This is a genomic window from Paenibacillus popilliae ATCC 14706, assembly GCF_000315235.1.
GTDB lineage: Bacteria > Bacillota > Bacilli > Paenibacillales > Paenibacillaceae > Paenibacillus_B > Paenibacillus_B popilliae.
In genome coordinates this window covers 83,058-96,488 of sequence record NZ_BALG01000185.1, presented here as the reverse complement: position 1 = coordinate 96,488, position 13,431 = coordinate 83,058, and the positions used below count along the sequence as shown (strand labels likewise).

Sequence of the window (13,431 nt, the reverse complement as noted above, 5' to 3'; positions counted from 1 at the left end):
TAATTCTACACATCATTGATTAACGGGGACCTACCTCAGAACAGGAGCAAGCACGCTCCAATCATGAAGCGTGCTTGTTAGCTTTCGGTCCCGCGAGTCCGTCTTATCCGAGAGAAATCATCGTGCCTGGCATATATTCGGGTTGAAGGAAATCTTGAATATCCTGCTCCTGCAGCAGCCGTTCGATCCGGACCGTTCTGCCATCGACCGCTGCGACGAGCAGTGTCCGCCCGTTCCACTTCATCTCGAAGAAGCGGGGCTCCTTCTCATAGTCTCTCCATATTTCTTCCATTGGAATGATCGAATGGAGCATCAGACTTCCCCTCCCTCGAATGGCGGCTGCTGGACGGGACGCGGCATCGTTGCTCCGTTGCCTGGCTGTACTTTTTTATTCAATTTCCACTCGTCAATCAGACGATTGAGATGACCCAGAGCCGCTCCAACTCCGCCTACTTCATTGATGAGGCCGTAACGTACCGCATCGTGCCCGATAACCGTCGTTCCGATATCCCGGGTCAGCTCTCCCGTCGTGAACATCAATTCTTTGAATTTATGCTCGGATACACGAGAATGAGCGGTTACGAACCTTACGACTCGCTCCTGCATTTTATCTAAATATTCAAACGTTTGCGGTACGCCGATGACAAGCCCAGTCAACCGAATCGGATGAATTGTCATTGTGGCCGTCTCCGCGATCAGACTCATCTGCGAGGCAACAGCTATCGGCACGCCGATGCTGTGCCCTCCGCCCAATACGAGCGTGACAGTCGGCTTCGACATTGATGCGATCATTTCCGCAATCGCCAAGCCTGCTTCCACGTCTCCTCCAACCGTATTCAATATAATCAGGACGCCTTCGATTTTGGCATTCTGCTCCGCGGCGACCAACTGTGGAATGACATGCTCATATTTCGTCGTTTTATTTTGAGGCGGCAGTACGATATGTCCTTCAATCTGCCCGATAATATTCAGGCAGTACATGTTGGATTCTCCTGGCGACGGTGTGGAAGCGGTGCCCAACTGCTGGATGTTCTCGACAGGGGGCGGGGTGTTCGCACCAGATGGATTGGTTCCGTGGGGCGGGGTATCGTTCTGATGAAATGCCGGCTGATAAGGATCTATGTTCGGATCAGGCATCTGTTGTAATCCCTCCATTATGTCTAGTGGGTGCTGTCATAGGTTGCACAACTCATACTGACGTTATGCCTATCCTCTCCGGCGTGCAATAAAGCTGACAGCCCCCGCCGAATACAAGGGTGTCAGCTTTCCTTCAAAATAAGCCGGGACGAGAATAACTGGTGACTGGGGTTCCCGTCCTCATCCTTATTAGACTTCCATAATAATAGGGAGAATCATTGGACGGCGGCGGGTCTGCTCATACAGGAACCGGCCCAGCGCATCCTTCACATTCGTCTTAAGCGAAGCCCACTCATTGACATTCTCGTTCATCAGCTTATGAAGCGTCGAAGTGACGATGCGATTGGCTTCATCCAGCAGACCTTCCGATTCACGGACATAGACGAATCCGCGAGAAATGATATCCGGACCGGACAGAATCGTTCCATCCTGCTTGCTTAAAGTGACAACGACGACCAGAATACCGTCCTGAGACAACAATTTGCGATCACGCAATACGATATTGCCGACATCGCCGACGCCGAGTCCGTCAATGAGCACGTAGCCCGATTGCACCTTCGATCCGCGCCGGGCGACGCCATTCTGAATCTCGACGGTATCTCCGATGTCCGTAATGAAAATATTTTCTTTCTCAATTCCGACCGACTCCGCGAGCTGAGCGTGGTGTCTTAGCATCCGGTACTCGCCGTGAATCGGAATGAAAAATGTAGGCCGCATCAAGTTGAGCATCAGCTTGAGCTCCTCCTGGCTGCCGTGTCCGGATACGTGGATGCCGGCTCTCATGCCACTATAGATGACATGCGCGCCTAAGCGAGACAACTCATCGATAGTTCGTCCAACATACTTCTCATTCCCGGGAATCGGAGTAGCGGCAATAACGACGGTGTCGCCCGGCAAAATATCAACCTTGCGGTGCGTCGAACGCGCCATCCGCGTCAGAGCTGACATCGGCTCGCCCTGGGAGCCGGTTGACAAAATGACTACCCGGTCAGCAGCCATCTTGTTCACTTCATCGGGTTCAATCAGCATGCCGTCCGGAATATATAAATATCCGAGTTCCGAAGCGATCGTAACGACATTGACCATGCTGCGCCCTACCACGGTTAGCTTCCGGTTCGTCGCATGGGCTGCCTCAATCACCTGCTGTATCCGATGAATGTTGGAAGCGAACGTGGCAACCACGACGCGCTGTTGAGCGCTGCGGAAAATGTCCTCAAATACAATGCCGACGCTGCTCTCGGAAGGCGTATAGCCTGGACGCTCAGCATTCGTGCTATCGGACAACAGGGCAAGCACGCCCTTGCTACCGATTTCAGCCATGCGCTGCAGATCGGCATATTGCCCATTAACTGGCGTATGATCGAACTTGAAATCGCCCGTATGGACGACATTGCCTTCCGGCGTCTCTAGACATACCCCCACCGAATCCGGTATCGAGTGGTTCGTCTTGAAGAACGTCGCCTGGATCGACCCGAGCTGCACTTCGGAATCTGCCGTAATCAGCATGCGCTTCGTCTCACCCAGGAGATTGGCTTCGCGCAGCTTGCTCTCAATCAAGCCGAGCGTCAAGCGTGTGCCATACACAGGCACATTCAAATGCTTCAGTACATAGGGAAGACCACCGATGTGATCTTCGTGTCCGTGCGTAATGAGGATTCCTCTTACTTTGTCACGATTATCGGTCAAATATGAAATATCCGGAATGACAATATCAATTCCGAGCATATCTTCTTCCGGGAACTTCAACCCTGCATCGATGACGACGATATCGTTTCCGTATTGGACGACGTACATATTTTTCCCGATTTCGCCCACGCCACCCAATGCGAAGATAGATAATTTGTCAGCGGTGTTTTTCTTCGACAAGTGGATCTTAACCTCCTACAATATTCAGTTGGCCGTCAACCAATGAACATCCTTCATTTCAAATTATACCGCACCCAGTCACTTAATTCCCATTATACATGAACAAAAGTAAAAAACACAAGTCAGCGATGATCTCCTAAAAACGAAAACCGATCCCCCGCAAGGCATCGGCTCCTAAAAGCATTCATTACATTTCACTAAAATTAGACCTCAATTAAGCGCTTCAACCAGTTCGCGAATAAATGCGGCCTCGCTCTCAGACGGCTCTGTCAACGGAAGACGGACACCGCCGACATGATAGCCCCGGAGCTGAAGTGCGTACTTCACAGCAACCGGATTCGGACAGTGGAACAGACCCTTGAAGACCGGGTACAGACGGCGATGCAAACGGGCCGCTTCCGCATGCTTGCCGTTTAAATAGGATTCGATCATCGTCTTCATCTCCGCGCCGACAAGATGGCTCGCTACGCTAATAATGCCGTGCCCGCCCGCGGCCAGGAGCGGCAGCGCCAACGGGTCGTCGCCGCTGTAAACGTAGAACCCTTGCGGTGCGCCGTTTGCTATCAGCGTCATCTGCTCGAGCGAAGCGCATTCCTTCGTCGCGACGATATTCGGTATCTCCGCCAGCCGAAGCGTTGTCTCGACGGACAGGCTTACAGCGGTCCGTCCCGGAACGTTATACAGGATGACCGGCAGCTTCGTCGATTCGGCAATCGCCTTGAAATGGCGGTACAAGCCTTCCTGATTCGGTCTGTTATAGTAAGGAGTGACCAATAAAACGCCGTCGATACCGGATTCCTCGGCCAGCTTCGTCAGATGAATCGAGTGGGCCGTGTTGTTGCTGCCTGTTCCAGCAATAATCCGAGCGCGTCCGGCGGCCTTTTGCACAGCGAACTTGAACAGCTCCACCTTCTCCTCATCGGTTAAGGTCGGTGATTCGCCCGTCGTTCCGCATATGACCAGACTGTCGTTCCTCTGCACCTCAATCAAATCCTTAATCAGACGTTCCACTTCAGGCCAATAAATCCGTTCGTTAGCATCGAACGGGGTCACCATGGCGGTTATCAATCTTCCGAACTCCACTGTCAGACTCCTCCTCTTGCAGCTTCAGACTTAAGTGCCTGAAAGGCATCCTGTATCACCGATCCAGATGGAACTTGGAATGCAGCGCCCGCAGCGCCCGGACCATATCTTCCTTCCGTACAAGAACCCATATCGTTGTATTCGAATCGGCGGATTGTAGTATCTGTATCTCCTGCTCCGTCAATGCTTCCACAATCGTGGCCATAATTCCCGGTACACCATTGATGCCGCCGCCGATAACCGACACTTTGGCGCAGCCGGACAGGAATCTGGGCACAAAGCCCATCTCCTCCAGCACTTCCCGCGCTCTTGGCGCATCGGTATCGAACACCGTATAAACGGCGCCCGACGGGGTAACATTAATAAAGTCTACGCTAATATGATTTTGCGCCATCGCCTTAAATACTTTGAGCTGCAAATCATAGACGCCGACCTCGGCTTCCACCGAGATCTGCGTCACGTTGCTCACGTAAGCAATCCCTGTCACGTACCGATCGACGAAGGCCGTCTCTACTGACTGGAAGCCTTCTGGATGAGTAACCAACGTCCCCTCGTCTTCGCTGAAGGTAGAGCGGACGCGGACAGGCACCTGAGCCTGCATCGCAATCTCGACCGCACGCGGATGGATGACTTTCGCCCCGTGATGGGCCAGATTGCACATCTCCGTATAGCTTACGACGGATAGCGGCCTCGCATCCTCCACCACGCGCGGATCGGCGGTCAATATGCCGTTCACATCGGTATATATATCTACAATTTCCGCATGCAGCGCCGCACCCAGCGCCGTGGCGGACGTGTCGCTTCCTCCCCGGCCGAAAGTCGTGATATCGCCCTCATCGGTCTGGCCCTGGAAGCCGGTGACGATAACGACATCAGCATGGTTCCAGCCTTCGACAACTCGTTCGGGACATACGTCCAGGATACGGGCCTTGCCGAACTGGCGGTCCGTCCGGAATCCAGCCTGGGCTCCCGTTAGCACGGTCGCCGAAATGTCGTGGCGGCGAAGCAGGCCGCACAAGGTCGTGGCCGATATGATTTCACCGCAGCACAGCAATAAATCCTTCTCTCGCGGAGGCAGATCGCTACCGTTCTCTTGCATCCAATCAAGCAGGGTATCCGTTGCATAAGGCTCTCCCCGTCTGCCCATCGCTGAGACGACGACGGCAAGGCGGTAGCCTTGATCCAGCTCCCGCCGTATATGTTGAACTACTTTTTCTCTTGCTTCGGCGGTAGATAAAGAAGTGCCACCGAATTTTTGTACTCGTATACGCATAGCGTTTCCTCCAACCATGAAGACTTACTGCCAGATAACCGCCGATAGACAAAAAAAGGCAGGAGCAACCTGCCGTTATGGCCGCTCCGACGCAATATGTTCAGCAATTTGAACCGCGTTCCATGCAGCGCCCTTCATTAAGTTATCGGATACAATCCACATGTTAAGCGCGCGCGGTTTGTTCAAGTCCCTGCGCAACCGTCCTACAAATACGTCCGGCTTCCCGGCGCATTCCGTCGCCAGCGGGTACTGTTGAGCTTCCGGATCGTCTACCACAGTAATGCCCGGGGCGTTGGCCAGCAGCTCCTTGACTTCATCAAGCTGGAAGTCTTCCTTCAATTCGACATATACGGACTCGGAATGGCCGTAAACGACAGGGATGCGTACGCATGTCGCCGTAACTTGTATATCTTCATCCCCCATAATTTTTTTCGTTTCCCGAATCATTTTCATTTCTTCGAGCGTAAAGCCATTGTCTTCGAATTTATCGATTTGCGGGATCGCATTAAAGGCAATCTGGTGCTTCATCGGCAAGGAGCCCACCGGAAGGATATCCGGATTCACGTCACGTCCCTCCAGCGCTTCCTTCGTCTGGCGATGCAACTCGTCAATCGCGCGGCTTCCCGCTCCGGATACCGCTTGATAAGTAGAGACGATTACTTTGGAGATGCCGTACCGATCATAAAGCGGCTTCAACGCGACAACCATCTGGATCGTCGAGCAATTCGGATTCGCAATGAGGCCCTGATTCTCTGCCGCTTTATCTATATTCACTTCAGGAACGACGAGCGGCGTATTCGGATTCATGCGGAAGGCGTTTGTGTTGTCAATGCATACCGCTCCCCGCTTTATCGCTTCCGGAGCAAGCGCCTTCGATACGTCGCCGCCTGCGCTGAATAAGGCAATATCTATCCCCTCGAAGCTCTCCGGCTTCGCTTCCTGCACCGTAATCTCCTGACCGTTACATGCAATCTTCGTTCCGGCGGAACGCGCGGATGACAGCAAGGTCAGTGTCTCAATAGGAAATTGACGTTGTTCCAGCAATTTGATAATCTGTTCTCCTACAGCGCCAGTTGCGCCAACTACTGCAACATTGTGCCGCTTCTGATTAGTCATTTGTCCTTTCTCCCCTCTTGCCATCGTCTATATCAATCTGTCGAGTGATGCTTGCAAGTGTCGAGGGATGCTTGCAAGCGCCCCGCAGTAGATGATTCACTACGTTATGTTCATTGGCAACGCTCCACCAGCACGGGCTGAAGCTGTATTCCCTCCAGCGCCGCAAGACAGGTCTCGAGCACGAGATCCATCCGGGCGACAAGCGAATTCGGCTTCTGAACCGGATTGTCCTGCCCAAATGGAACGAAGTATATGTTCTTCGCCACTAACAGCTTGGCGATATTGGCCGCATTCAATCCAAGGCCGTCATTCGTGGAGATAGCCAGCACAAGCGGACGCTGATTGCGCAACTGCGCCTTGGCGGCCATCAGGACCGGGCTGTCTGTCATCGCATTCGCCAGCTTGCTCGTCGTATTGCCCGTGCAAGGAGCGATAACCAGAACGTCCAGCAGCCTGGACGGGCCAAGCGGCTCTGCCTCCACAATGGTAGAAATGATATCATTCCCCGTGATTTCTTTCAACTGCTCTTGCCAACCTTGCGATGTTCCGAACCGTGTGTCCGTCGTCATCACCGTATTCGAAGCAATAGGTATCACCTGCGCTCCCGCATCGACGAACCGCTGAATCTGGGACATCGCTTCCTCGAGCGTGCAGTGAGATCCCGTCAGCGCGTAACCTACCGTGATTCCCTTGGTATTCATTGCCCTACTATCCCCCGTTCCACCATGGACTCTTGCAGAAGCTGTGAGATGCTCTGAGCCAAGATACGTCCCGCCGTCTTCGGAGCGACGATCCCCGGCAATCCCGGGGCCAGCATCGCCTTGATTCCGCGCTTCTCGGCGAACCGGAAGTCGATGCCTCCAGGCATCGAGGCCAGGTCGATAATGACCGCGCGATGGGGGATTTGGGCAATGACCTGCGCTGTGACTATCATAGTCGGTATCGTATTAAAAAGCAAGTCGATGTTCGATACTTCCCGCGCCAAATCGCTTATATAGAAAGGGTTGAAGCCCATCTCCATCGCCCTGGCGAAGTCCTCGTTCCGCCTTACCCCGATGCGCACCCGCGCTCCGACACCGAGCAGCGTCCGTGCCATCGTAAATCCGGTTCGTCCCATGCCGAGCACGACCGACTCGGAGCCGTGCAGTGTAATGTCCGTGTGCTGAATCGCCATCATGAGGGCGCCCTCGGCCGTCGGGATCGAGTTATAGATCGCCACGTCATCCCTATCGAACAGCTCGAACAGCTTCAGCCGATATTTCGTACACAACTTGCTTACATACGATTTCGCCATTCCGGTAAACAGCACGGCATGCTCCGGCAAAGCGGCCACATGCTCTTCCGCCAGCACCAACTCTTCCGACGTGAATATGGCATGAACCTTGCCTTTGTCATCCGTCCCTACCGCTGGCAGGACGACCGCATCGGCTTTTCTCAGCAGCTCCGGTGTCAACGGCAGGCGCTGAACGCCGTGGAACGGATTTTGCAGCTGTTCATAGCCCGCTAAAATAACGGTAGCGTCCAGCTCGGATAGCTTTTGAATGATTTCAAGCTGTCGGGCGTCGCCGCCGATGAACACCACTTGAACTCCGGTTAACATGCTTGCCGTTCACTCCTTTATACCTGCAGTGTATAGAACATTTTATTCGTGAGCCCACAAAAGGTGCAACGAACAGCCGGAAGGAGAAACGCGCTCGGCCGTTCTTCCGCGACGGAGCGGCTTCAAGCGGCGGTCCGTCCCTGTCTGTGAGATCGAAAAAGCAGCCACTCCCGTAAGAGTGACTGCATTGGCAACCTATTTCGTTCCGGTGTGGCCGAAGCCACCTTCGCCGCGAGCGGTGTCGGACAGCTCATTCACTTCGACCAATTCGATCTGTGGCACGAACTGAAGCACCATTTGTGCAATCCGCTCCTTGCGCCCAATCGTGAAATGCTGCTGTCCGACATTGATAAGCAGCACCTTCACCTCGCCGCGGTAATCCGCGTCAATCGTTCCTGGCGAATTGAGACAAGTTATGCCATGCTTGAAGGCCAGCCCGCTGCGGGGGCGAATCTGCGCTTCCAAATAGGGAGGCATCGCCATCGCGAATCCGGCCGGTATCAGAGCGCGGTGGCCTGGCGCCAGCGTCAGCGGCTCCACAACCGCCGCATATAGATCGAAGCCTGCCGCCAGATCGGACATCTTCTGCGGCAAAGGAATGTCTTCATTGCCGGGCATTTTTTTAATTTGAACTTGATGGACTTGCTGTAACAAAGTAATCCCTCCTGAAAGCCGAAATTGCGCGTTCGTTCGCTCCAACCATGGCCACAGCCAGCGGCTCGGACAGCATGTGGGATAAAACATATGTAATGTCATCCATCGTAATCGATTCGATCCGCGCAATCATTTCATCTAATGTATAGTGCCGACCGAGCATCAACTCGTTCTTGCCCAACCGGTTCATTCGGGCGCCGGTGCTCTCCAGCCCCAGTATCAAGCTTCCTTTCAACTGCTCCTTGCCCTTCTTCAATTCATCCTGCGTCAGACCGTGCGCAGCGAGATTGCCAAGCACCTCGAGCGTAATGTCCAGCACGTCCTGCGTCTGCTTCGGTGCCGTGCCCGCATAGATAGTGAACAGTCCGCAATCCGTATGAGAGGAATGGTAGGAATAGACCGCGTAGGCCAAGCCACGCTTCTCGCGGATTTCCTGGAACAGGCGCGAACTCATGCCGCCTCCGATAACGTTATTCAATAAGATCATGGCATAGAGCCGCGGATCGGTCATGGAGCAGCCTGGCAAGCTCAAGCAAATATGATTCTGCTCGGTCTTCTTCTGATGGAAGAGTGAGTTCCCGCCGAATATCGGCGCAGCCAACAGATGAGACGGGCGGGAATTGCGGAAATATCCGAAATGCTTCTCCAGTACCTCCAACAGAGAGGCATCGAAATTGCCCGCCACGGCGATCACCGTATTTTCAATCGTATAGTGCTCCTGCATGTATTGGTGCAAGTCGGCAGATCCCATCGGCTCCAGACGTTCCCTCGTACCGAGTATCGGATACGCGAGCGGATGGCTGCCATAGGCGGCACGAGTTACGAGATCATGTACCGTATCATCGGGCGTATCTTCATACATCGCGATTTCCTCGAGTATGACGTTTTTTTCCTTGCCCAGCTCTTCTGCCTGCAGGGCAGAACGGAAAAACATGTCCGATAGCACATCGACGGCTATCGGGAGATGCTCATCCAGCACTTTCGCATAGTAGCACGTATATTCCTTCGAAGTAAATGCGTTCACATTCCCTCCGATGGCATCGAACGAATCCGCAATCGCCTTGGCATCGAACCGCTCCGTACCTTTGAACATCATGTGCTCAATAAAATGAGAAATACCGTTGGCCGTCTCATTCTCATTGCGCGAACCGGTCTTTACCCAAATGCCGAATGACACGGAACGGCAAGTTGGTATTTTTTCCATAACGACCCGAAGGCCGTTGCTTAACTGCACTTTCTCCACCGGTAATCCTCCTCATCCGAAGTTCAACCTTGTTGCCTCTCTAATCCTACCAAAAAACGTAACGCCGCTCAACCGACTCCAATTCAAGCCGCTTCTCGGACAGCGTCTCGCTGACCGTTCCGGGCAATATGCCTTTGTTGCGAATCGTGCGGATGATGCCTTGGAGCGCAGCCTTGGAGCAAGGCGTCGGATGCATCAGGATGAGAGAGCCGGGCTCCACCTTCGCGTCGATTTTGCGAATGACGGCAGAAGGTTCCGGATCTTTCCAATCGACGGTATCCACCGTCCACAGGACGGTCTTCAATCCATACGCGTGAGCAGTCTGAACCGTCAGCGCGTTGAAATCACCGGATGGAGGCGCGAACCATTTGTTCTTCACCTGAAGGGTCGTCTCCAGCAGGCGCTTTGTTTTCTCGATTTGCTGGACCTGCAAGCCCGCGCTCAACTCGCTCATGTTCGGATGGGAATAAGCATGATTCTCAAGCTCATGCCCTTCCTCCTGAATCCGCTTCGCCATCTCCGGGTTTTTTTTCAGCCAGCTTCCATCAAGGAAGAACGTCGCCTTTACTTTTTCTTCCTTCAGCGTCGCCAGCATCGGCTCGATATGCTCGTTCCCCCAAGCGACATTAATCATCAGCCCGGCCATCTTCTTATTCGGATTACCGCGATAGATCGGCTGCGGCTCCAATTGATCGAGCGTCACCCGCGGTGGAATTTCTCGCATGACCCACGTGATATTGGCATCCACCGGTTTCGCTTTATTGGCTTCGTACGTTCGCTCGAGATCAACCTCCAACCCGTTGTACCCCGGAATGGCCTTCCAGACCCGGTCGATTCGCGCGTCGATCGGTGCGATATATTTGCTTTTAGCTTCCTCCGCAATCCGTTTTCGCTGCGGAATCTGTACCAGCGATCCCGCCTCATGCAGCTGGTATGCCTCGCTGATAGCGAGCATCGCTTTGCGCTCTTTAATGAAAGAGTCGGCCTCTGTTCCCGTTCCGATATATAGCGCCCCGATGAAGGCAACGATGATGAAAATCCATTTTCGTGTGACTGGCCGCATGGAGTCCATTCCTTTCCACAGTTTGTCCTTCTGATTCTATGCCAAATCGGGCTTCGTTATGCGGCGGAAGACGGCGCTGGTTCGAACCCATAAAAACATGAACGCAAAAAAAGAGCCAGAAACCAGTCTGCCTCTTTCCTTGTTTCTATGCTGTTCTTCCTCATTCTGATTGCGGCCGTGGCGGGCGCGGTCCTCTTGGACGCGATCCTCCATGCGACGGACGTCCTCCGCTGCGCGGACGATCCGATGCACTTCCGTCTGCAGGCGCTGCCCCTTCCGGCTGTGTCGGCTCAAGCAATACGCGGCGTGACAGATTGATGCGCCCTTGTTGATCAATCTCGACAACCTTGACTTCGATCTTATCACCAATGGAAGCCACATCCTCCACCTTCACGATGCGCTCGGCCGCCATTTGCGAAATATGAACGAGCCCTTCCTTGCCAGGGAGAATCTCTACGAACGCGCCGAACTTCTCGATGCGCTTCACCGTTCCGGTATATACTTCACCAACGACGACTTCCTTGACGATCGCTTCGATCATATCGCGAGCGCGGATATTGGACTCTTCATTCGGCGATGCAATGAAGATGCGTCCATTCTGCTCGATATCGATTTTGACACCGGTCTCATCGATGATTTTGTTGACCACCTTGCCGCCTGCGCCGATGACGTCGCGAATTTTGTCCGGATTGATCTGCATAATCAAAATCTTAGGCGCATACGGAGATAGCGTTGCGCGCGGCATGTCGATGACCTGAAGCATCTTGTCGAGGATGAACATGCGCCCTTCACGAGCTTGCGCCAAGGCTTGCGTCAATATGCTGCGGTCAATGCCATCAATTTTAATATCCATCTGGATGGCGGTAACCCCTTCAGAGGTCCCTGCCACTTTGAAGTCCATATCTCCGAGATGATCTTCCATCCCTTGAATATCGGACAGAATTGAGAAATGCTCTCCGTCCTTGATAAGTCCCATCGCAATGCCGGCGACCGGCGCTTTGATCGGAACGCCTGCATCCATCATTGCCAGCGTGCTTGCGCAGATGCTGGCCTGGGATGTAGAGCCGTTCGATTCCAGCACCTCGGATACGAGACGGATCGTATACGGAAAATCCGACTCCGGCGGAATCACCTTGGATAGCGCGCGTTCGCCGAGAGCGCCATGTCCAATCTCACGGCGACCTGGCGCCCGCAATGGACGAGCTTCCCCTACGGAGAACGGGGGGAAGTTATAATGATGCATAAAGCGCTTCGATTCTTCCAGCGAGATGCCGTCCAGAATCTGCACATCACCCAGGGCACCCAACGTACAGATGCTCAGCGCCTGCGTCTGGCCCCGTGTGAACAGACCTGATCCGTGCGTGCGCGGCAGCAGGCTCGTATCACATTCGATCGGTCGAATCTCATCCAGCTTGCGGCCGTCCGGGCGCACTTTCTCATGCGTAATCAAGCGGCGCACTTCTTCCTTGACAATGTCGTACAGCGTCTCCTTCACATCATCCATCCGGTCAGGCGACTCGATATACTGCGCTTCAAAATGCTTGAGCGCTTCTTGGTTGATGACATCGATCGCATCCTGGCGTGCATGCTTCTCCGGAATGCGGATCGCTTCCACTAGGCGATCCTGCGCAAATGCGCGCACCGCGGCATTGACGTCGGCGTCAACGGCATGGAGCTTGACCTCCATCTTCGCCGTTCCGGCAGTCACGGTGAACCGCTCGATCACGTCGACAATCTTGCGAATTTCTTCGTGGCCGAACATAATCGCTTCCAGCATCACTTCTTCAGGCACTTCGTTCGCTTCCGCTTCGACCATCATGATCGCATCCTTCGTGCCTGCGACCGTGACGTGAATGTCCGTCTTCTCTTCCTGCTCCACGGTAGGGTTGATGATGAATTGACCATCAATCCGACCGACGATAACCCCTCCGATAGGACCATTGAACGGCACATCGGAGATCGATAGCGCAGCAGACGTTCCAATCATGGCCGCTATCCCTGGCGAACAATCCTGATCGACGCTCATGACGAGATCGACAATCTGAACATCATTGCGGAAGCCGTCCGGGAACAACGGGCGAATCGGGCGGTCAATGAGACGGCTCGCCAGGATCGCCTTTTCGCTCGGACGTCCTTCCCGCTTGATGAATCCCCCGGGAATCTTGCCTACGGAATACAGACGCTCTTCATAATTCACGGTTAGCGGAAAAAAGTCTAAATCTTTTGGTTCTTTCGAAGCGGTCACGGTACATAGGACGACCGTGTCACCGTATTGAACCTTGACAGCGCCGTTGGCCTGCTTCGCCAATCGTCCCGTCTCAAGTACAAGCGGTCTTCCGCCAAGTTCCATCTCGATTCGGTTCATCGGATCCCTCCTTACCTTCTACCCATAGTTA

At 53.8% G+C, this 13,431-nt stretch carries 12 protein-coding genes; all 12 read right to left on the bottom strand.

The window, feature by feature from the left end; genetic code table 11:
- Window positions 1-103: 103 nt before the first annotated feature.
- Window positions 104-313, bottom strand: coding sequence for a YlzJ-like family protein (locus tag PPOP_RS12405; protein ID WP_006286799.1), 210 nt, complete (start codon window positions 311-313; stop codon window positions 104-106).
- Window positions 313-1,137: a ClpP family protease gene (locus tag PPOP_RS12400; protein WP_042228680.1), complete on the bottom strand. Its 825-nt coding sequence runs from the start codon at window positions 1,135-1,137 to the stop codon at window positions 313-315. Before PPOP_RS12400 ends, PPOP_RS12405 begins: the two co-directional genes overlap by 1 nt.
- A gap of 189 nt (window positions 1,138-1,326) precedes the next feature.
- The gene (locus tag PPOP_RS12395) at window positions 1,327-3,003 is read right to left on the bottom strand and encodes a ribonuclease J (RefSeq protein ID WP_006286797.1); all 1,677 of its coding nucleotides are present in this window, start codon (window positions 3,001-3,003) and stop codon (window positions 1,327-1,329) included.
- A 210-nt stretch (window positions 3,004-3,213) separates the two neighbouring features.
- A complete protein-coding gene (gene dapA, locus PPOP_RS12390) occupies window positions 3,214-4,086 on the bottom strand; it encodes a 4-hydroxy-tetrahydrodipicolinate synthase (protein WP_006286795.1) in 873 nt (290 codons plus the stop codon).
- 55 nt (window positions 4,087-4,141) lie between these two features.
- A complete protein-coding gene (dapG, locus tag PPOP_RS12385) occupies window positions 4,142-5,359 on the bottom strand; it encodes an aspartate kinase (RefSeq protein WP_006286794.1) in 1,218 nt (405 codons plus the stop codon).
- Between the two features lie 75 nt (window positions 5,360-5,434).
- A complete protein-coding gene (gene asd, locus PPOP_RS12380; RefSeq protein ID WP_006286792.1) occupies window positions 5,435-6,475 on the bottom strand; it encodes an aspartate-semialdehyde dehydrogenase in 1,041 nt (346 codons plus the stop codon).
- Between the two features lie 110 nt (window positions 6,476-6,585).
- Window positions 6,586-7,176 (bottom strand): dipicolinate synthase subunit B, encoded by a 591-nt coding sequence (locus tag PPOP_RS12375; RefSeq protein ID WP_006286791.1) that lies wholly within the window; start codon window positions 7,174-7,176, stop codon window positions 6,586-6,588.
- Window positions 7,173-8,075 (bottom strand): dipicolinate synthase subunit DpsA, encoded by a 903-nt coding sequence (dpsA, locus tag PPOP_RS12370; RefSeq protein ID WP_006286789.1) that lies wholly within the window; start codon window positions 8,073-8,075, stop codon window positions 7,173-7,175. The genes PPOP_RS12375 and dpsA overlap by 4 nt, the downstream gene beginning before the upstream one ends.
- A gap of 195 nt (window positions 8,076-8,270) precedes the next feature.
- On the bottom strand, window positions 8,271-8,693 hold the full coding sequence (dut, locus tag PPOP_RS12365) for a dUTP diphosphatase (protein ID WP_234399812.1): 423 nt from the start codon (window positions 8,691-8,693) through the stop codon (window positions 8,271-8,273).
- A 4-nt stretch (window positions 8,694-8,697) separates the two neighbouring features.
- On the bottom strand, window positions 8,698-9,972 hold the full coding sequence (locus tag PPOP_RS12360; RefSeq protein WP_006286787.1) for a M16 family metallopeptidase: 1,275 nt from the start codon (window positions 9,970-9,972) through the stop codon (window positions 8,698-8,700).
- A gap of 46 nt (window positions 9,973-10,018) precedes the next feature.
- Entirely contained in the window at window positions 10,019-11,044 is a 1,026-nt protein-coding gene (locus PPOP_RS12355; RefSeq protein ID WP_006286786.1) for a polysaccharide deacetylase family protein, read from the bottom strand.
- A 151-nt stretch (window positions 11,045-11,195) separates the two neighbouring features.
- Window positions 11,196-13,400, bottom strand: coding sequence for a polyribonucleotide nucleotidyltransferase (gene pnp / locus PPOP_RS12350; RefSeq protein ID WP_006286785.1), 2,205 nt, complete (start codon window positions 13,398-13,400; stop codon window positions 11,196-11,198).
- Window positions 13,401-13,431: the final 31 nt, after the last annotated feature.